Consider the following 19,842-nt stretch of genomic DNA (forward strand, 5'->3'; position numbering starts at 1 on the left):
GAGCTGCATGCAAAATAAGTGAAACATTTTTCTTATAGATACTGAAAGACAGCGTCAATCCTTGATTTCCACCCCGCAAAACGGGGGGCGGAATAAAAAATGGGCACACCAACCAGGTTGGGTGCCCATTTTTTGTTGCCTGAAATACTGACCTTGTGGGAGCGAGCCTGCTCGCGATAGGGCCATCAGATCCAACATCAATGTTGAATGTCAGTCCGCTATCGCGAACAGGCTCGCTCCTACAGGGTTGGGTGGCGTTGTCACTGACGCTTGAGCATCACCGGCAACTGCGCCACCAGCTTAACGTTGTTCAACGGCGCACGAATGAACCCGCGCTGCGTGCCGTCCGGTCCGATGACCGCGAGGTTGCCGCTGTGGTCGACGGTGTAGTTCGGCTTGCTGGTATCCGCCGGGATGAACGGAATGCTCACTGCATTGGCAACTTTTTGCAGTTCCTCCACGGAGTTCGGCGTCAGGCCGATAAATTGTGGATCGAAGTAACCCAGGTACTGTTTGAGCTGCTTCGGCGTATCGCGATTGGGATCGACGCTGACCAGCACGATCTGCAACTTGTCCACCGCCTCCGGTGGCAGTTCACTTTTGATCTGGCGCAACTGGGCGAGGGTGGTCGGGCAGATGTCCGGGCAGAACGTGTAGCCGAAGAACAGCAGCGACCACTTGCCTTTGAGTTCATTGATTTCAACCGGTTTGCCGTCCTGATCGGTCATCGTCACGCTCGGCAGATTGCGGCTTTGCGGCAGCAGGATGATCCCGGCGTCGATCAGTGCCGTCGGGTCGCCCTGACCTTTGCCGGACAGCACTTTGTTGATGGTCAGGCCCAGGACCAGCGCGATCAGGGCGACAAGGATGAAGACGGTTTTCTGGGTTCGAGTCATAGGTTCAACAATAAGTAGTGGTCTACGAGCAGCGCGATGAACAGCAGGAACAAGTAATAAATAGAGTACTTGAACGTGTTGATCGCCGCGTGCGGCCGAGTGCCACGGTACAGCACCACGGCCCATTGCAGGAACCTCGCGCCGAGGACGATCGCGCAGGTCAGGTAGAGCAGGCCGCTCATGTGGATCACGTACGGCATCAGGCTCACGGCCAGCAGCGCGGCGGTGTAAAGCAGAATATGCACCTTGGTGTAATGCTCGCCGTGGGTTACCGGCAACATCGGAATGTCAGCCTTGGCGTATTCCTCTTTGCGGTGGATGGCCAGCGCCCAGAAATGCGGTGGGGTCCAGGCGAAAATGATCAGCACCAACAGCAACGGTTCGGCACTGACATGGCCGGTGGCAGCGGTCCAGCCGAGCAAGGGCGGTGCGGCACCAGCCAAGCCGCCGATCACGATGTTCTGTGGCGTCGCACGTTTGAGAAAACCGGTGTACACCACCGCATAGCCAAGCAATGAGGCGAGGGTCAGCCAGGCTGTCAGTGGATTGGTGAAGGCCAGCAACAGGGCCTGGCCAAGCACCGCCAGCACCAGCGCAAACGTCAGCGCCGCCGTTGGTGACACCCGCCCCTCGGCCAAGGGGCGTTTATGGGTGCGCGCCATGACGGCATCGATCCGCCGGTCCACCACATGGTTGACCGCTGCCGCACCGCCCGCACACAGGGCGATCCCCAGGTTGCCGAACACCAGCACGGTCCATGGCACCCCGGCGCGAGTGGCCAGGAACATCCCCACCAGCGAAGTGATGAGCATCAGCACCACTACTTTCGGCTTGGTCAGTTCCAGGTAGTCACGCCAGATTGCCTGGCTGTGACGCTCGCCGATCAGAATCGCCATGGCATTTCTCCTTTTATTGTTATGGGCCCGGCTGAATGCTTACGCGGGCTGAAGCGCCAGCGAGTCGTTTGTTTGACCCGAACCAGGCTGGTTCGCGCGTGATAATTGACCAGCACCATCGTCAGCAACAGCGCCGCACCCCCGGCGTTGTGCGCCACGGCCACCGGCAGTGGCAGATGGAACACCACGTTGCTGATACCCAGCGTGATTTGCGCCGTGAGGGCGAGCAATACCAGCCCCGCCAGTCGCGTCATGCCGACTACCTTCAGTTGCCAGGCCAGGCCGAGCAGCACCAGGGTCACCAGTAGCGCGCCGATGCGGTGCGTCAGGTGAATCGCTGTGCGCGCATCACTGTCCAGTTGTCCGCCGAGGTAATTCGGGCCGATGTGCTGGGTCAGGTGAAAGCCATTGGCGAAATCGGCAGGGGGCAGCCATTGACCGTGGCAGGTCGGAAAGTCGATGCAGGCCACCGCGGCATAATTGGAGCTGACCCAGCCACCGAGGGCGATTTGCCCGATCACCAGCAGCAGCCCTGCCGTCGCCCAGTGCTGCAAACGACGTGGCACGGTCAATGCCGGCAGTACACCGGAGAGGCGCAAGGTCAGCAGGAACAATAGGCTCAACGTGGCGAAACCGCCGAGCAGGTGCCCGGTCACCACTTGCGGCCAGAGCTTGAGCGTCACTGTCCACATGCCGAACGCCGCTTGCGCGGACACCACCGCCAGCAGGAACAGCGGCAGCTTCACCGGCTGGCCTGGATGCCGGCGATGCATCCATGAGCGAGCGGCCAGGGCCACAATCAACAGCCCCAGGGTGCCGGCAAAATAGCGATGGATCATCTCGTTCCAGCCCTTGTGGGCTTCGACCGGCGTGTCCGGGAAATGCAATTCGGCATGGGCCAATTGGGCTTCGCTTTTAGGCACGCTGATAAAGCCGTAGCAGCCTGGCCAGTCCGGGCAGCCGAGGCCGGCGTGGGTCAGGCGGGTGTAGGCGCCGAGCAACACCACAATCAGTGCCAGCAAAGTGGCAAACAGCGCGAGGCGAAATCCAGGTTTGGCCATGACGATGCCCTTATCCGATGTTGGACAGTTTCAGCAGGTGACGCAGGTCGTTCAGCAGGTCCTTACCTTTGACCGACGGGTCGTAGCGCAGCACCAGGTTGCCGTGGGGGTCGATGATCCACAGCTGTGGTTCGGCCTTGTCCCCCGTGGTTTTGCTGAAGGTAGCGAGGTCCAGCGGATAGCGTTGCAGCTGCGGGTATTCGCGGGTCAGCTTGGCCTGGTAATCGCTGCTCAACGGCTGTGCGGCGGCAATGGCATGGCTGGCACGCCCGGCATCGCGGCCCAGGCCGATCTGGATCTGCCGCGCCAGATACACCAGTTGCTGACAGTCGACAGCGCAATCCTTCGGCGCGGTCACCAGTAACTGCCAGCGCCCTTCTTCAGCCTGCACGCCAAGGTCGGCGCGGGTCTGACCATTGCCGATCAGTTCGCCGTGATAACTGCGGCCCTCCGGCACCCAGAACTGCAGCTTGTACATGCCGGTGGCGAGGATCATCGGCCCGATCACACCGAGCAGGATCAGCAGCAATTGCAAACGTCCCTTGCGCCGGTTCAACGCCGGTTTTGCCTCAGACATGCTGGGTGGATTCATGGCCGCTCCCATGGTGTTTCTCCTTTGCGTTGTGCCAGCCGAGATAGAGATAAAGGCCGAACAGGGCGATCGACAGGGCGAACCACTGCACGGCATAAGCGATGTGTTTTTCCGGCCCCATGGCAACGACCGGCCAATCGGCCTGGTAAGTCGCCGGTCCGGTTTCTGCACGTAATTCATAGGCGAAGCCGTCGCGGTCGAGACCTGCCCAGAGCTTGGTCGGGTCAACTGCGGTGACCAATTGCGGCCAGGTCGTGGAATCGGGATCGGCGTGCAACTGGAAGGTTGCGCCCGGCGGCACGTAGACCCAGGCATCCAGGCTCAATGCCTGAACCGGTGTGGTGAATTGCGGTGGAGTGCGCCGGTCCGGCCACGGCAGCCAGCCTCGATTGACCAGCAGCCAGAGGCCGGTCGCCTGATCCTGAAACGGTTGCAGCAGCTCGACGCCGACCTTGCCGTCACGCTGGCGGTTATCCAGCAACAGGCTGTGGCTGGCATCGAACTGACCGTGCAGGCGGACCCGGCGGAAGGCTGGATCAACGCTGTGTTGCAGTTCGGTGCTGAGCATCGGTTCGGCGGCCCGGCGCTCGCTATAGGTTTGCAACAGCGCGCTTTTCTCCGCGCCCCGGCCCAATTGCCAGAACCCTAGCGACACCAGCAGCGGCAGCAGCAGGGCGACCACCAATGTCGGCACGATGCCCGGCCGGAAGCGCTTCATGGCGTCGCCAGAAAGTCAGTCGGTGCGATAGCTATACTCAAGTGCATCGCTAGTCCCCCGGAGTCTCACCATGCTCAAAGCAGCCATCGTCCTGATGCTGATTGCCACGGTTGTCAGCCTGTTCAGCGGCCTGTTTTTTCTGGTCAAGGACGACAGCAGCTCGAACCGCCTCGTCATTGCCTTGAGTGTTCGTGTCACGCTGGCCGCCATCACCGTCGGCTTGATCGCCTGGGGTTTTTTCAGCGGCCAGTTGGTTTCCCACGCCCCCTGGTAGGGGTTAGAGCACGTAAACGAATACGAACAACCCGATCCACACCACGTCCACGAAGTGCCAGTACCAACTCGCCGCTTCAAAGCCGAACTGATGCTCGTTGTCGAAATGCCCGCGCATGATCCGCATCAACATCACAAACAGGATGATGGTGCCGATGGTCACGTGGGCGCCGTGGAACCCGGTGAGCATGAAGAACGTCGCGCCGTAGATGCCCGAACCCAAAGTCAGGCCCAGTTCGTTGTAGGCATGGATGTATTCTTCAGCCTGGAAGCCGAGGAACGCACAGCCCAGCAATACGGTGATCGCCAGCCACAGTTTGAGCGCACCGCGATGGCCCTTTTTCAAGGCGTGGTGGGCGATGGTCACGGTCACGCTAGAGCTCACCAACAGCACGGTGTTGAGCAACGGCAAGCCCCATGGACTGATGACGTCCTTGGGCGGCGGAAACAGTTTCGAGTCCGGATTGTTCAGCAACGGCCAGACGAACTCGAAGTTCGGCCAGAGCATGTGAGCCAGGCCTTTGGCGCCTTCTCCGCCGAGTGCCGGACCGGAGACCTGCCGGACATAGAACAGCGCACCGAAGAAGGCGATAAAGAACATCACCTCGGAGAAGATGAACCAGCTCATGCCCCAGCGGAACGAGCGGTCCATCTGCGCGCTGTACAAGCCGTCGCGACTTTCCTTGATCACCGTGCCGAACCAGCCGAACAACATGTAAGCGAGCAGCAAGCCACCGACGAAAAAGATCAGCGGCCCGTGGGATTCTGGCCGTGCCGCCTTCAGGTCATTGAACCAGGTGGCCAGGCCGAACACCGTGACGAACATCCCGACCGTGGCGATGATCGGCCATTTGCTCTGGGCCGGAACGTAATAATGCTCATGAGTTGCCATTTATTGTTCTCCTTATCGGGCACGCTCAACCGCCAGTGTTTACTGCGACCGGTGGATGTCGGGCGGTGATATCGAACAGCGTGTAGGACAGCGTCAGGTGCTTCACTTCCTTGGGCATGTCGCGGTCAACGATGAAACGTACCGGCATCTCGATCCGTTGACCGGGCTGCAGCACTTGCTGGGTAAAGCAAAAACATTCGGTCTTGTGGAAATACGCCGCCGCCGCGCTTGGCGCGATGCTCGGCACGGCCTGGGCGCTCATTGGCTTGTCGGTGGGGTTGTGTGCAATGAAGATCATCTCGTTCACCGCCCCGGGGTTGGCCGTCAACTCATCCTGCTTGGGATAAAAATCCCAGGACATGTCGGCGGAGTTGGTCGACAGAAACTGCACGCGAACCTGCCGCGAGCTGTCCACCGTTTGCTCACCCTCATACTGCCCGCCCGTCTTGCCATTTATGCCGAACGCCTTGCACATCACGTCGTAGATCGGCACCAGGGCAAACCCGAATACAAACATCGCCACCACCACCAGCAACAGACGAGTGACCAGCTTCTTCATCGAAATCGAATCAGCCATGATCTTGACCCTTTACCCGGAACCCCGTGGGAGCTGGCTTGCCAGCGATGGCTGCATGCCTGACACACCGCGGTGATCCCATCGCTGGCAAGCCAGCTCCCACAGGAATTTCCACAGGGCATAAATTGTTCATTTCACTTCCGGCGGCGTAGTAAAGGTGTGATACGGCGCCGGCGACGGGATGCTCCATTCCAGGCCTTCAGCCCCATCCCACGGTTTGGCCGGTGCCGGCGGGCCGCCGCGAATGGTCTTGATCACGATGAACAGGAAGAAGATCTGCGTGGCGCCGAACATGAATGCGCCGATCGACGACACCATGTTGAAGTCGGCGAATTGCAGGTTGTAGTCGGGAATCCGCCGCGGCATGCCGGCCAGGCCCACGAAGTGCATCGGGAAGAAGGCCATGTTCATGCCGATGAACGACAGCCAGAAGTGCAGCTTGCCGAGGGTTTCGTCGTACATGTGGCCGGTCCACTTCGGCATCCAGTAGTAGGCGGAGGCGAAGATCCCGAAAATCGCACCCGGCACCAATACATAGTGGAAGTGCGCGACCACGAAGTAAGTGTCCTGGTACTGGAAGTCCGCCGGGGCGATGGCCAGCATCAGCCCGGAGAAACCGCCAATGGAGAACAGGATCACGAATGCCACCGCAAACAGCATCGGTGTCTCGAACGTCAGCGAGCCTTGCCACATGGTGCTGGCCCAGTTGAACACCTTCACGCCCGTCGGTACCGCGATCAGCAGCGTGGCGTACATGAAGAACAACTCGCCCACCAACGGAATGCCGACCACGAACATGTGGTGCGCCCAGACGATGAACGACAGGAACGCAATACTCGCCGTGGCGTAGACCATCGAGGTGTAGCCGAACAGCGGCTTGCGCGAGAAGGTCGGAATGATCGAGCTGACGGCACCGAAGGCTGGCAGGATCATGATGTACACCTCGGGGTGACCGAAGAACCAGAACACGTGCTGGAACAGCACCGGGTCGCCGCCGCCGGCAGCACTGAAGAAGCTGGTGCCGAAGTGGATGTCCATCAGCATCATCGTCACGCAACCGGCCAGTACCGGCATCACCGCGATCAGCAGGAACGCGGTGATCAGCCAGGTCCAGACGAACAGCGGCATTTTCATCAGCGTCATGCCGGGGGCGCGCAGGTTGAGGATGGTGGCGATCACGTTGATCGCACCCATGATCGAACTGATCCCCATCAAGTGGATGGCGAAGATGAAGAACGTCACGCTTTCCGGCGCGTAGGTCGTCGACAGCGGGGCGTAGAACGTCCAGCCGAAGTTCGGCCCGCCACCCGGGGTGAACAGGGTCGAGACCAACAGGATGAACGCTGCCGGCAACAGCCAGAAGCTGAAGTTGTTCATCCGTGGCAGGGCCATGTCCGGCGCACCGACCATCAGCGGAATCATCCAGTTGGCGAGGCCGACGAATGCCGGCATCACCGCACCGAACACCATGACCAGACCGTGCATGGTGGTCATCTGGTTGAAGAATTCCGGCTGCACGATCTGCAGGCCGGGCTGGAACAGCTCGGCGCGAATCACCATCGCGAACGAGCCGCCGAGCAGGAACATGGAAAACGCAAACCACAGGTACAGCGTACCGATGTCCTTGTGGTTGGTGGTCAGCACCCAACGCATCAGGCCTTTGGCGGGGCCGTGGGCGTGGTCGGCATGACCGTGGTCATCGATTACGGCGCTCATGGCCTGTCTCCTTTAACCGGATGGGCTGGGCAGGCCGGGGCGCATTGCCCCGACCGGTTCCTGAGGTGAGCAATGGACCGGGTCATTTGCTTTCCGCCTGTTTCAGCTCAAGCACTTCTTTCGGCGTGACCATGTCGCCCTTGTTGTTGCCCCAGGCGTTGCGTTCGTAGGTCACGACCGCCGCGATATCGACTTCCGACAGTTGCTTGCCGAAGGCCGCCATGGACGTGCCGGGCTTGCCGTGGAAGACAATGTTCAGGTGATCCTTGATCGGGCCGGTGGCGATTTTCGAGCCCTTGAGGGCCGGGAACATCGGCGGCAACCCCTGACCCTCAGCCTGGTGACAGGCCACGCAAGTGGTGTGATAGACCTTGTCGCCACGCTCCTTGAGCTCGTCGAGGGTCCATTCCTTGCTGGTCAGTTCCTTGAGTTGCGCAGCTTCCGCCTTGCGCTCGCCCAGCCATTTCTCGTAATCGGCCTTTTCCTTGACCTCGACCACGATCGGCATGAACCCGTGGTCCTTGCCGCACAGCTCGGCGCATTGGCCACGGTAGATGCCGGGCTTTTCGATGCGCGTCCAGGCTTCGTTGACGAACCCCGGGATCGCATCGCGCTTGACCGCAAAGGCCGGCACCCACCATGAATGGATCACGTCGGCGGACGTCACGAGGAAGCGCACCTTGGCGCCGATCGGCAGCACCAAGGGCTTGTCGACCTCAAGCAAATAGTGCTCGCTCTTGGCTTCCTTGTTGTGGATCTGGTCGGCGGGAGTGGCCAGGTTGCTGAAGAACTCGACGTCCTGGCCCAGGTATTTGTAATGCCATTTCCATTGATAGCCGGTGACCTGGATATCGATATCCGGCTCACTGGCGTCGTACATCTTGATCAGGGTCGCCGTCGCGGGAACCGCCATGGCCACGAGGATGATGAAGGGCACGATGGTCCACAGAATTTCGACGGTGGTGCTTTCATGAAACTTGGCCGCCACCTGCCCTGTCGAGCGGCGGTGCAGGATCATCGACCAGAACATCGCACCAAAGACGATGATGCCGATCACCACACAGATCCAGAAAATGGTCATGTGCAGGTCAAACACAGCGTGACTGATTTCAGTCGCTCCAGGCGCCATATTCACAGTCCAGGCCGCTTGCGCCTGACTGAAAATCGACCACAACAGGAGGCCCATCCAGACATGTGGATGTCGCATCATTGCGGGTTCCCCTTATCGTTCTTGTTATCCCGCCGGCTTTCACCTGCGGCAAGGGAGCGGCTGCATCAGACTACGAACTTGAATTGCCGAGCCTTGCTGCGTGTGCAGTCGGGCGTCATCAGCTAACTCCATTCCAACCCGAGTATAGACAGCGACTCTCACCTCGCAATGCCAAGGCGTAAATCATCTGAAACAGCATTAACTTGCGTTGCGGGGCACGAATGGAGAAGGATGCAGACGAGTGGTGGCGAACCGATATAACGCGGGCGTCTCAAGGATGAAATAATTATGACAAATGCGTCTTAGCATTTTTCGTAAGCCAGCTAAGTTATGTCTTCCCTATTTCATTGCCTTTGTTTCCTGGAGTTTTCATGAACACCGCCGCATTGCGCGAGCAGATCCAAAAAGCCCAACAACACGAAGCCGAGACCGGCCTGCTGACGCGTCAGCTGGAAAGCAAACTGCCTCATCTACACCCGGCGATCCAGTTGCCGGAGACCGATACCAACGGCGTACTCACGCGTTTTGTCGCCGCTTATATCGAAGAAGTGCCCGATCTGCTGGATGCAGCCAATGAAGTCGCAAGGGAAGCGGGCATCGAGTCACAGATCAAACCGGTATTGAAAATCGCCGAGCAGTACTTCATCCAGCCACCGGCAATCATGGCCGGGCACGTCGGGCTCGATAGCCTGCTGGACGAAGCCTATTTGGCCCACCGGTTTGTCGAAGAGGTCAACGACCTGTATATCAAGCACTTTGGCCAGCCACTGATCCCATTGGACATGACGGTCGCCAACCTGATTGCCCACCAGTTGATCGGTGAGGAATTTGCCAACCAACTGGATGAGGCAGTCCACCACGCCGTAGACGAAATGCTCAACGATGACAGCTTTGCGCTGGAGTCGGTGGAAGCCTACCGCGAGAAGCTCAACAGTCCGGATACCGGTGCTGCGTGGAAGCGCTGGCCGTGCATGTCGCGCCGTTTGGGTGTAGGCCTGGAGCTGGATCAACCCGTCGCCTGACTCCACCCCTGTAGGAGCCGGCTTGCTGGCGATCCAGACGACACGGTCTGCATGACACACCTTGTCGCCTGAATCGCCAGCAAGCCGGCTCCTACAAGGTTTAGGTGGTGGAGCCTACGCCAGCGTTGGTCCGAACCCGCCCTTCAAGCCTGCGCTTCAACCCCCGCGACTCAATCAACAGCTTCGAACCTTTGGCTGCATTCGCCCGACCCCATTCTTCCAGCAATTCCAGGCATGAGTGATCGATGTAGCTCAGGTTATTGAGCGGCACGTGCACTGTCGCGCCTGCGGGAATGGTCGCCAGTACCTTGGTCAGCGCCGGCACTTTGAGAAAAGTCGCCGCGCCTGTCAGGCGCAATTCCATTTCTCCTGCCTCGGGCAGATCGATCAGGCTGATTTTCAACCGTGAAGCCTTCAATGCCAGCTTCACCAGCGTCAGGCCGAAGCCGATCAATACGCCGGTCAGCAAGTCAGTGAAAACGATGGCTAATGCGGTGGCGGCATAGGTGAACATCGGCATCCGGCCGTAGCGCCCCAGACCGCGGAAAGCCTTGAGATCCACAAGCTTGAAGCCGGTATAAACCAGCACACCCGCCAGGCTAGCCACCGGAATGCTTTGCAACACGCTCGACAACAGCAAAACGAACGCCAGCAGCCACAGGCCGTGGAAAATCGTCGAGTAACGCGTGGTAGCGCCGGCCTGGACGTTGGCGGAGCTGCGCACGATCACGCCCGTCATCGGCAGTGCGCCGAGCAGCCCGCAGAGCATGTTGCCGACGCCTTGCGCCGACAGTTCCCGGTCGAAGTCCGAGCGCTGGCCGCTGTGCATCCGGTCTACTGCGGCAGCCGACAGCAGGGTTTCGGCACTGGCGATGAAAGCCACTGCAAAGGCAGCGATGAGCAGGGCAGGGTCTGCCAGATTGAGCAAATCTGCCGGTCGCAGCCAATCAATGGCTTCAGCCAGATTGGCCGGAACCTCCACCCGTTTGACCTGCAACGACATGAGCAGGCTGGCGGTAGTGGCGAGACCCACACCGAGCAAGGCGCCAGGTATGAAACGCAGGGAATGCGGACGCAGCTTTTCCCATAGCCACATCACGGCGATGGTCGATAACCCGAGCAGGCCGGCCTGCCAGCCAACGGATGGCAAAGCCTGGGCGACTGCGGTGGGAAAGCTCGCGAGGTTATCCAGCCCTGACGGCTTTGGCGCCGCATCGAGCATCACGTGCACCTGTGAGAGGACGATCAGCACACCGATCCCGGCAAGCATGCCGTACACGACGGCAGGCGCTGTCACGCGGAACCAGCAGCCCAGTTTCAAACGGCCGGCCACCAATTGCAGAAAACCTGCGAGCAGTAATATCGGCCCGAGCATGGTCACGCCATGCTGACGTACCAGTTCGAATACCAGTACCGCCAGACCGGCGGCGGGACCGCTTACTTGCAAGGGCGAACCGGCCAGCCAGCCAACGACCAGGCCACCAATGATCCCGGTGATCAGGCCTTTGGCCGGAGGTAAACCCGAAGCAATGGCAATGCCCATGCACAAGGGCAGGGCGACCAGAAAAACGACCACGGAAGCCAGCAGCTCCCTTGGTAAAACATTTTTGAATTGCGCAGCACGCATGGTGATTCTCCCGAAGTTTTCTTCAGGCATGGCGAAGCCAGGCTGCCTGATCGGCAGCCTCGACTGAACCATACGGATTTAGGAGGTTTTAGAAGCGCGCTTTGGGCGTCGCCACCGGAACGGGCAGGCTGCCATTGAGCGGCAGGAAACATCCCTGATCGGCGTCGTAGGCTTTGATTTCGCTGGTTTCGATGTTGTAGACCCAACCGTGGATAAACAACTGACCGTTAGCCATTCGCGAGGCCACCGATGGATGAGTGCGCAAATGCTGCAATTGGGCGATGACATTCTCTTCGGTGAGGATGTGCATGCTTTCGCTTTCATTCGCGCAGTTGCAGTTGTCCTGGACCATGGTCTTCGCCACTTCGGCATGCCGCAGCCAGGCTTTGACCGTAGGCATTTTTTCCAGGCTCTGGGGGTTGAGCACCGCTCGCATCGCGCCGCAGTCGGAGTGCCCGCAGATGATGATGTGGTGCACGCCGAGGGCCAGCACCGCGTACTCGATCGCCGTGGAGACACCGCCGTTCATCTGTCCGTAAGGCGGTACGACGTTGCCGACGTTACGCGTCACGAACAGGTCGCCGGGGGCGCTTTGGGTGATCAGTTCAGGAACGATGCGCGAATCGGCGCAGGCGATGAACATGGCTCGCGGGCGTTGAGCCGTGGCGAGTTTCTTGAAGAGCTCTTCCTGTTGCGGAAAGATCTCATGATGGAAATGCAAAAAGCCGTCAACGATATGCTGCAGCGCTGCATCGGCGGTTTCCGCCTCGGGTTGGGTGGAAGCCGACGCAGCCAACGGCTGTTTATCCTTGTCACTCATGATTCATCCTCTTTGGCGGAGTCAGGGAGTTTTCCGTGAAGTCCGGTGTGAAGCCAGTGGCTGTATAAAAAACATCCAGGTCGAAGGCCTCGACCCGTCAGTCACTCGATGAACAAGGTAGCGGCCGAATCTTAACTCAAACTGAATAAAGCGCTCTAGAACGTGTGTTCCAGGTCACAAAAAACGTGACCAGCTTAATCTTCGAGCGCGTTCTTCAGTACTCAACCATAGGCCAATTGTCCTCAAATCAGTGACATTTGGCGACCCGGCGGACAAAAGGCGTCGCAGTCCAGGTTGAAGCCTTCCCGATGATTAAGCCCCAGGCGCTTGATGGTCTTGGCAAAGCGCTGCGCCAGCAAATCGGCAAACGGTCCTTCTCCGCGCATTCGTGCGCCAAAGCGGCTGTCGTAAAGCTCACCGCCACGACTCTGGCGTATCAGGCTCAACACATGCGCCGCCCGTTGCGGATAGTGGGCGGCCAGCCATTGCTCGAACAGCGGCGCCACTTCCAGCGGCAGGCGCAACATCATGTAGGCAGCGCTTTGCGCCCCGGCCGCCTGGGCTTCAGTGAGCAGGCTTTCGAGTTCGCTGTCGTTGATCATCGGAATCATCGGTGAACACAGCACACCCACCGGAATGCCCGCATCACGCATGACCCTGATTGCCCGCAGCCGGGCCTTGGGCGCCGCGGCGCGGGGTTCGAGGATGCGTTTGAGCTCGTCGTCAAGGGTAGTCAGGCTGATCATCACCGCCACCAGCCTTTGCTGTGCAAGTTCGGCCAGAAGGTCCAGATCACGAAGAATCAGTGAACCTTTGGTGATGATGGTCACGGGATGGCGATAGCGCAGCAATACCTCGAGAGTCTGGCGGGTGATTTTGTACTCGCGCTCGATCGGCTGATACGGATCGGTGTTGGAACCGAGGTTGATCGGCGCACATTGATAGCCGCGCTTGGACAACTGCTGTTCCAGCACCTCCACTGCATTGGTCTTGGCGATCAACCGGGTCTCGAAATCCAGCCCCGGCGACATGTCCCAATAGGCGTGACTGGGGCGTGCGTAGCAATAAATGCAACCGTGTTCGCACCCACGATAAGGATTGATCGAGCGGTCGAAGGGCAGGTCTGGTGAGTTGTTGCGAGTGATGATGCTTTTCGCCGTCTCGATGCGCACTTCGGTGCCTTGAGTCACTGGCGCTTCCTGATGCCAGCCGTCGTCCTCGGCTACCGAGCGGCTCGGAGCAAAGCGATTGTGCGGGTTGGTCGCAGTGCCGCGACCGCGGGGAGGCAGGATGGTCGCCATCGAAGGTGTTCCTTGTTCTGTATATTCATACAGTATACGAGGTTGCCCCTATCGACCAGTACCGTTCAGCTTTTTACTAGGCTGGGCAGATCTTTCAAATAACGTGTCCGGCAACTGGTAAATTGAAGAAACATATAAGGCGTCGCTCGATTAAACGTTACCTTCTATATTCTTACCTCCAAGTAACACCCACTAAGCAAAATAAATAAAAGGATTTGTTTATGTCTTTCTTTAATCAGCGTGGCATCTTTCTACAACTCATGCGGCCGAGCCCTTCGGAGCCGAATACTCTTGTTTCGTTGCAACTTGCTCGTAAAGAGCTAAGTTGGGATGCGGAGAATCAACAACAAATCGAAACCTTGGTTGATTCGGTTTTTTTTACGGCCACGTCCAAAGACCTTGGCAACTCTTTCAGTATTGGAAACGTTAACAAGGATGTAGACCGCGACGGGGTCATTGGTGCAGGGGACAAGGCCAAGTTAGAGGCACTGGCCAAGGCTTATGCGGCGATTATCAATCCTTGATGCAAGGGTTCACGTTTCTTTGACAGATAGCTCACGGGTCTTTGACTGATCAGGATGCAAGCTTGACCTCAATGTCCAGCTTCCATCCTGACGGTCACCCAGCATGTTCTTTCTGCGTTTTATTTCGGTGATGTGTTTATCACTGGTCGTATTGCTTCACTTGGCACCGGTGTACGCCGATGATGCCGATTTGCGCCGTCCGGCAGAATGGGCACAACCGGTCGAAGTGCAATACAACCTGTTTAAAATGTCGCCGACGTTGTACCGCAGTGCATTACCCGACAGTGGAGCGCTGCGGTTATTGGAAAGACTCAAGGTCGCAACAGTCATCAGTTTTCTACCTGAGTCGGACGCAAACTGGTTATCCACGCCTGCAATCACTCAAGTACATCTGCCTTATCGAACCAACCACGTCGATGATGCCGACATACTCAAGGCATTACGGGCCATTCGAACTGCCGAAACCAATGGCCCGGTGCTGATGCACTGTAAACACGGCTCAGACCGAACCGGCCTGATCGCGGCCATGTATCGGGTGGTGGTGCAGGGATGGAGCAAGGAGGACGCGCTGAGCGAAATGACCCAGGGCGGCTTTGGAGACAGCACTCACTTCAAGGACGGCATCCGTTACATGATGCAGGCTGACGTGGACAAGCTTCGCACTGCATTGGCCAATGGCGATTGCAGCACGAGCCCGTTCGCGGCGTGTTCGATGAAAAACTGGTTCCAGTCCGCTCATCTACAGTAACAACAACGCCTCCCACTGCATTGCGCATCGGGAGGCGTCTTTCTACTCAATGCTGCTCGTCAGGTTTCTTTTTCAGCTTCGGGTTCGGGAAAAACTGCACTGCCTGAACCTTGGTATCAGGTGCCTTCAGGGCAGACGTATTGACCCGGGTGCCCAGTTCCTTGGGCACCGACAAACCTTGTTCATTGAGCGTGTCCGAGTATCCGCAAGCCACGCATTCACGATGCGGCACGCTGTCTTCGTTCCACATCATCAACTTGTCCGGCTCACTGCAGGCCGGGCAAACCGCCCCGGCGATAAAGCGTCGTTTGGTAATCACGGGACCCTCACTCATGCTGCCGCGTCCTCACTCAGGCCGCTGTGGCGCAAGAGTGCGTCAATCGAAGGCTCGCGGCCACGGAAGTCGACGAACAACACCATCGGCTCCTGGGAACCCCCCCGCGCGAGAATCGCCTCGCGGAATGCGCGGCCAGTGTCGGCGTTGAGCACGCCTTCTTCCTCGAACTTCGAAAACGCATCGGCGGACAGCACTTCTGCCCATTTATAGCTGTAGTACCCCGCGGCGTAACCGCCGGCGAAGATGTGCGCAAAGCTGTTGGGGAAGCGGTTGTAGGCCGGTGGGCGCATCACAGAAACCTCGTCCCGCACCCCTTCGAGCACTTGCAGCACGCTACGGCCGTCGCCGTGAGTGGCATGCAGTTCGAAGTCGAACAGTGAGAACTCCAGTTGGCGCACCATCATCAGGCCGGACTGGAAGTTCTTCGCCGCAAGCATTTTTTGCAGGAGGTCCTGCGGCAACGGCTCGCCGGTTTCGTAATGACCGGAAATCAGCGCCAGGCCTTCCGGCTCCCAGCACCAGTTTTCCATGAACTGGCTCGGCAACTCGACCGCATCCCAGGCCACGCCGTTGATTCCGGACACGCCGGCGTGCTCGACCCGGGTCAGCAAGTGGTGCAGGCCATGGCCGAACTCGTGGAACAGCGTGGTGACTTCATCGTGGGTCAGCAGCGCAGGCTTGCCGCTGTCGGCCGGGGTGAAGTTGCACACCAGGTTGGCCACCGGGCTTTGCAGCACTCCGCCAGCGGTGCGGCGACGGTCCCGGGCGCCGTCCATCCAGGCCCCGCCGCGTTTGTTGGCGCGGGCGTAGAGATCGAAGAAAAAGCGGCCGACGTGCTGGCCGTTTTCCTTGATTTCGAACAGGCGAACATCCGGGTGCCAGGTGTCGAAGCCTTTTTGTTCGGCGATCTCGATGCCGTAGAGGCGCTGAACGATGGCGAACAGACCGCCCAGTACTTTATCGATCGGGAAGTAGGCACGCAGCGCTTCCTGGGCAACGCTGTAGCGCTGTTCGCGGAGTTTTTCGCCGTAGAAACCGCTGTCCCAGCTTTGCAGATCCGCGCAGCCCTGCTCCGCGGCGTAAGCCTTGAGTTGTTGCAGGTCCTGGGCGGCGAACGGCTTGCTGCGTTGGGCCAGATCGCGCAGGAAGCTCAGCACCTGGTCGCTGGACTCGGCCATTTTGGTGGCCAGGCTCAATTCCGAGAAACTGCCGAAGCCCAGGAGTTTTGCCAGTTCCTGACGCAGGTCGAGGATTTCTTCCATCACCGGACCGTTATCGTTCTGCCCGGCATTCGGGCCTTGATCCGACGCACGGGTGCAGTAGGCGGCGTAGACTTCTTCACGCAGCGCACGGTCGTGGGCGTAGGTCATCACCGCGTAGTAGCTTGGGAACTCCAGAGTGATCAGCCAGCCTTCCAGTTCTTTGGCTTGTGCCGCGGCGGCCATTTGCGCCTTGGCCGAATCGGTCAGGCCGGCGAGGGCGGCTTCATCGGTGATGTGCTTGGTCCAGGCCTGGGTTGCGTCGAGCAACTGGTTGGAGAAGCGGCTGCCCAACTCGGACAGTTTGCTCTGCACTTCGGCATAGCGCTTCTGCTGCGCTTCCGGCAGGTCGATACCCGACAGACGGAAGTCGCGCAGGGCGTGTTCCAGGATGGTTTTTTGCGCAACGTCGAAACCGGCGGCTTCCGGGCTGTTGGCCAAGGCTTCATAGGCCTGGAACAGTTCACGGTTCTGGCCCATTTCAGTCGAGTAAGCGCTCAATGCCGGCAGGCATGACTCGTAGGCTTCGCGCAGTTCGGCGCTGTTGCACACGGCGTTCAAGTGGCTGACCGGGCTCCAGGCGGCGCCCAGGCGGTCGTTGAGTTCATCCATCGCCAGCACCAGGCCGGCCCAGGTCGGTTGTTTGCCCTGGGTCTTGAGGATCTCGATAATGGCGGCACGGTTATCCGCCAGGATCTGTTCAATGGCCGGTTGCACATGCTCGGCACGGATCGCGGAGAACGGCGGCAGGTCGTAGGACTGCAAAAGAGGGTTGTTCACGCTCACGGTTGGCACCTTGGCTGGAAGAAACATGCAGCCATCTTAATTACAATCGACGTTCACCGCAGCTATCAGCAACAGAGAGAAATCCTATCGTGAATCTTCGCAAATACCAGAACCACACGCCGTTGCTGGGTAAAGGCGCCTTTGTCGACCGCTCGGCGGTGGTGATCGGCGACGTAGAAATCGGCGAGGACAGCTCGGTATGGCCGTTGACGGTGATCCGCGGCGACATGCACCGCATCCGCATCGGTGCGCGCACCAGCGTGCAGGATGGCTGCGTGCTGCACATCACCCATGCCGGGCCGTTCAACCCCGACGGTTTCCCGTTGCTGATCGGCGATGACGTGACGATTGCCCACAAAGTCATGTTGCACGGGTGCAGCGTGGGCAGCCGGGTGTTGATCGGCATGGGCAGCATCGTGATGGACGGCGCGGTGGTTGCCGACGATGTGATCATTGGTGCCGGCAGCCTCGTACCACCGGGCAAACGCCTGGAAAGCGGCTTTTTGTATGTGGGCAGTCCGGTGAAGCAGGTAAGACCGCTGACTGACAAGGAACAAGCCTTTTTCACTTATAGCGCGGCGAACTACGTGAAACTCAAGGATCTGCATCTGGCCGAAGGCTACGACCAAAACTAAGCCCCTGATAACGAAAAGCGCCTCGCCATTGCCCAGGAATTTTCATGCATTACCAAACCGTTTTATTCGACCTCGACGGCACGCTGACTGATCCGCGCGAGGGCATTACACGTTCGATCCAATTTGCCTTGAGCAAGCTCGGCATCGATGAGCCCGACCTGACCCGGCTCGAACACTTCATTGGTCCGCCGTTGTTGCAGGCGTTCATGCAGTTCTATGGGTTTGATGAGCCAAAGGCCTGGGAAGCGGTGAATTTCTACCGGGAGCGTTTCAAAGTCACCGGCCTGTACGAAAACCGTGTATTTGATGGCGTCACCCCGCTACTGGAAACCCTTGGAGGCCAAGGGCGACAGCTTTACATCGCCACCTCCAAGCCGTGGGTGTTCGCCCGTGAAATCGCCCGGCATTTCGACTTCGCCAAACATTTCAAAGTGATTTACGGCAGTGAGCTCGATGGCACCCGGACCAATAAGGTCGAGCTGATCGCGCACTTGGTAGCCGAGGAAGGCCTGGACCCGGCCAATACGCTGATGATCGGCGACCGCAAGCACGACCTGATTGGCGCACGCAGCAATGGCCTGGACGCCGCGGCGGTGGGGTACGGATTTGGCAGTCGGGAAGAGCTGAGCGCTGAAGCGCCGGCCTATCATTTTGAAACGCTGGACGAGATGCACCAGGCGTTTTTGCGCGGCTAATGAAGTCGCCATCGCGGGCAAGCCTTGCTCCTACAGAGTTGTTGTCGTTCATGGATTTTTCACTCGACGCAAATTCGTAGGAGCAAGGCTTGCCCGCGATGACGTCGGTTCAACCTCCAGAGATTTTTGAGCCCGCCAATGTTTTCAACGCCGCTTTACGTTTTTCCAGCGGCAACGCCCCCAGCTCTTCCGCCGCCATATAAAACGCCACCCAATCCCCACCAGCCTGCTTGAATAACGCTGCAAACGCCCGCACCCACTGGTCATAGAGCCCAAACGGCAACAGCCGCGCGTTGTTCATCGGGGCATTGATCCATGCGTCATAGCGTTTATCCCCGGCCCATTGGCTGTCGCGCAATTGGCGGTACTCGTCGCGCATGCGTTCGAACTCCGCCGCTTTGCGCTGACGCATTTGCTCCGGCGGCAAGGGCTGGGCGTACAGGTTTTCAAGGCGGCTGCGGGTGTCCAGAACCAGCTCAATGAATTGAGCCCGTTGCCGTGCCTGCGCTCCGCTTTCAGGCGGCAGGCGACGGTAGGCACGCCATTGGCGGGTGCCCTCCTGTTCGACGAAGGTGGCGAATGACTCGTTGAACTCCGTGTCGTCCTTCACGTACACGCGTTGATGCGCCAGTTCGTGAAAGATCAGCGTGGCCAGGCGTTCGTCGCCCCAGCCCATCATCGAACTCATGATCGGATCATTGAACCAGCCCAGTGTCGAGTACGCCTCGACGCCGCCGATGGATACGTCCAGGCCTTGCAGGCGCTGCAACGCCGCCTCACCGCGAGCGGCACTCTGGCTGTAATAGCCGCGATACGCCACGCACCCGGCAATCGGGAAGCAGTGATTTTGCGGTTTCAGGGAAAATTCCGGCGTGGCAAATACGTTCCAGACTACATAAGGGCGACCAATGTCAGCGTACAAGCGGTAACTCTGGTTATCCGGCAGGTGCAACTGTCGGCTGGCGAACGTCCGGGCCTTTTGCGATTCGGCCAGATGCGCACGCAGTTTCTGATCTCGCTGAGAGTCGGCAATGACACTGGAAACCGGCTCCCGTGCCCGCAGCAACTGCATCTGACCGCTGGCCAGTTGGCTGTAGTAACTGATGCTGGAACAACCGTTGAGCAACAAAAATAACGCACCCGGAAACAAAACGCGTAAAACGCGATCAAGTAACCCAAGGCTTGGACGCGGCCTGATCAAAATAAAAATCTCTGGAGAGTCTGCTCGCAAGACTATCCCGCTTGACTGGAGCTCCG

The 19,842-nt window shown here is 59.0% G+C and carries 21 protein-coding genes; 6 read left to right on the forward strand and 15 right to left on the reverse strand.

What is annotated here, in order from left to right; translation table 11 throughout:
* Positions 1–260 precede the first annotated feature (260 nt).
* From D8U69_RS03560 to D8U69_RS03580, 5 genes are read right to left on the reverse strand one after another with little or no spacing between them, the layout of a single operon-like run.
* Positions 261–896 (reverse strand): SCO family protein, encoded by a 636-nt coding sequence (locus D8U69_RS03560; RefSeq protein ID WP_130906698.1) that lies wholly within the window; start codon positions 894–896, stop codon positions 261–263.
* Positions 893–1,792, reverse strand: a complete 900-nt coding sequence (cyoE, locus tag D8U69_RS03565; RefSeq protein ID WP_056854357.1) for a heme o synthase — start codon at positions 1,790–1,792, stop codon at positions 893–895. Before cyoE ends, D8U69_RS03560 begins: the two co-directional genes overlap by 4 nt.
* Complete coding sequence (locus D8U69_RS03570; RefSeq protein WP_130905134.1) at positions 1,780–2,853, reverse strand: COX15/CtaA family protein; 1,074 nt, start codon at positions 2,851–2,853, stop codon at positions 1,780–1,782. The genes cyoE and D8U69_RS03570 overlap by 13 nt, the downstream gene beginning before the upstream one ends.
* A 10-nt stretch (positions 2,854–2,863) precedes the next feature.
* Positions 2,864–3,457, reverse strand: coding sequence for a hypothetical protein (locus D8U69_RS03575; protein ID WP_130906699.1), 594 nt, complete (start codon positions 3,455–3,457; stop codon positions 2,864–2,866).
* Positions 3,423–4,163 carry an SURF1 family protein gene (locus D8U69_RS03580; RefSeq protein WP_056854360.1) on the reverse strand — a complete coding sequence of 247 codons (741 nt, stop codon included), beginning with the start codon at positions 4,161–4,163 and terminating at the stop codon, positions 3,423–3,425. Before D8U69_RS03580 ends, D8U69_RS03575 begins: the two co-directional genes overlap by 35 nt.
* Before the next feature lie 70 nt (positions 4,164–4,233).
* On the opposite strand from D8U69_RS03580, the gene D8U69_RS03585 reads away from it, so the two are divergent.
* Positions 4,234–4,437, forward strand: a complete 204-nt coding sequence (locus tag D8U69_RS03585; protein WP_056854361.1) for a twin transmembrane helix small protein — start codon at positions 4,234–4,236, stop codon at positions 4,435–4,437.
* Between the two features lie 3 nt (positions 4,438–4,440).
* On the opposite strand, the gene D8U69_RS03590 is transcribed toward D8U69_RS03585, so the two are convergent.
* The 4 genes from D8U69_RS03590 to coxB all read right to left on the reverse strand — a co-directional run bounded on the left by D8U69_RS03590 (position 4,441) and on the right by coxB (position 8,831).
* The gene (locus D8U69_RS03590) at positions 4,441–5,328 is read right to left on the reverse strand and encodes a cytochrome c oxidase subunit 3 (protein WP_130906700.1); all 888 of its coding nucleotides are present in this window, start codon (positions 5,326–5,328) and stop codon (positions 4,441–4,443) included.
* 25 nt (positions 5,329–5,353) lie between these two features.
* Positions 5,354–5,905 carry a cytochrome c oxidase assembly protein gene (locus tag D8U69_RS03595; RefSeq protein ID WP_056854363.1) on the reverse strand — a complete coding sequence of 184 codons (552 nt, stop codon included), beginning with the start codon at positions 5,903–5,905 and terminating at the stop codon, positions 5,354–5,356.
* A gap of 129 nt (positions 5,906–6,034) precedes the next feature.
* Complete coding sequence (gene ctaD, locus D8U69_RS03600; RefSeq protein ID WP_056854364.1) at positions 6,035–7,621, reverse strand: cytochrome c oxidase subunit I; 1,587 nt, start codon at positions 7,619–7,621, stop codon at positions 6,035–6,037.
* A gap of 82 nt (positions 7,622–7,703) precedes the next feature.
* Positions 7,704–8,831, reverse strand: a complete 1,128-nt coding sequence (gene coxB, locus D8U69_RS03605; protein ID WP_130905137.1) for a cytochrome c oxidase subunit II — start codon at positions 8,829–8,831, stop codon at positions 7,704–7,706.
* Positions 8,832–9,202: 371 nt separating this feature from the next.
* Between coxB and D8U69_RS03610 the strand changes: the two genes are divergently transcribed.
* Positions 9,203–9,853: a hypothetical protein gene (locus tag D8U69_RS03610; protein ID WP_130906701.1), complete on the forward strand. Its 651-nt coding sequence runs from the start codon at positions 9,203–9,205 to the stop codon at positions 9,851–9,853.
* A 100-nt stretch (positions 9,854–9,953) separates the two neighbouring features.
* On the opposite strand, the gene D8U69_RS03615 is transcribed toward D8U69_RS03610, so the two are convergent.
* The 3 genes from D8U69_RS03615 to D8U69_RS03625 all read right to left on the reverse strand — a co-directional run bounded on the left by D8U69_RS03615 (position 9,954) and on the right by D8U69_RS03625 (position 13,601).
* Positions 9,954–11,480, reverse strand: coding sequence for a SulP family inorganic anion transporter (locus D8U69_RS03615; RefSeq protein WP_130906702.1), 1,527 nt, complete (start codon positions 11,478–11,480; stop codon positions 9,954–9,956).
* Between the two features lie 88 nt (positions 11,481–11,568).
* Complete coding sequence (locus tag D8U69_RS03620; protein WP_056854464.1) at positions 11,569–12,300, reverse strand: carbonic anhydrase; 732 nt, start codon at positions 12,298–12,300, stop codon at positions 11,569–11,571.
* A gap of 242 nt (positions 12,301–12,542) precedes the next feature.
* Positions 12,543–13,601 (reverse strand): PA0069 family radical SAM protein, encoded by a 1,059-nt coding sequence (locus tag D8U69_RS03625; RefSeq protein ID WP_130906703.1) that lies wholly within the window; start codon positions 13,599–13,601, stop codon positions 12,543–12,545.
* Between the two features lie 221 nt (positions 13,602–13,822).
* Here D8U69_RS03625 and D8U69_RS03630 point away from each other — a divergent pair, with 221 nt between their 5' ends.
* Together D8U69_RS03630 and D8U69_RS03635 are read left to right on the forward strand one after the other, a co-directional pair.
* Positions 13,823–14,125, forward strand: a complete 303-nt coding sequence (locus D8U69_RS03630) for a hypothetical protein (protein WP_130905139.1) — start codon at positions 13,823–13,825, stop codon at positions 14,123–14,125.
* Between the two features lie 103 nt (positions 14,126–14,228).
* Positions 14,229–14,873, forward strand: a complete 645-nt coding sequence (locus D8U69_RS03635) for a tyrosine-protein phosphatase (RefSeq protein ID WP_056854467.1) — start codon at positions 14,229–14,231, stop codon at positions 14,871–14,873.
* A 46-nt stretch (positions 14,874–14,919) separates the two neighbouring features.
* On the opposite strand, the gene D8U69_RS03640 is transcribed toward D8U69_RS03635, so the two are convergent.
* Both D8U69_RS03640 and prlC read right to left on the reverse strand, forming a co-directional pair.
* Entirely contained in the window at positions 14,920–15,207 is a 288-nt protein-coding gene (locus D8U69_RS03640; protein WP_056854468.1) for a YheV family putative zinc ribbon protein, read from the reverse strand.
* Positions 15,204–17,255 carry an oligopeptidase A gene (gene prlC / locus D8U69_RS03645; RefSeq protein WP_130906704.1) on the reverse strand — a complete coding sequence of 684 codons (2,052 nt, stop codon included), beginning with the start codon at positions 17,253–17,255 and terminating at the stop codon, positions 15,204–15,206. The genes D8U69_RS03640 and prlC overlap by 4 nt, the downstream gene beginning before the upstream one ends.
* An 89-nt stretch (positions 17,256–17,344) precedes the next feature.
* Between prlC and D8U69_RS03650 the strand changes: the two genes are divergently transcribed.
* Both D8U69_RS03650 and D8U69_RS03655 read left to right on the forward strand, forming a co-directional pair.
* Positions 17,345–17,890 (forward strand): gamma carbonic anhydrase family protein, encoded by a 546-nt coding sequence (locus D8U69_RS03650; protein WP_056854469.1) that lies wholly within the window; start codon positions 17,345–17,347, stop codon positions 17,888–17,890.
* Positions 17,891–17,934: 44 nt separating this feature from the next.
* Entirely contained in the window at positions 17,935–18,585 is a 651-nt protein-coding gene (locus D8U69_RS03655) for an HAD family hydrolase (protein ID WP_056854470.1), read from the forward strand.
* A 109-nt stretch (positions 18,586–18,694) separates the two neighbouring features.
* Here D8U69_RS03655 and D8U69_RS03660 read toward each other — a convergent pair whose 3' ends face one another.
* Positions 18,695–19,786: an aminopeptidase gene (locus tag D8U69_RS03660; RefSeq protein WP_056854471.1), complete on the reverse strand. Its 1,092-nt coding sequence runs from the start codon at positions 19,784–19,786 to the stop codon at positions 18,695–18,697.
* Between the last annotated feature and the right edge of the window lie 56 nt (positions 19,787–19,842).

The sequence above is a fragment of the Pseudomonas sp. Sample_16 genome, from assembly GCF_004307665.1.
Taxonomy (GTDB): domain Bacteria; phylum Pseudomonadota; class Gammaproteobacteria; order Pseudomonadales; family Pseudomonadaceae; genus Aquipseudomonas.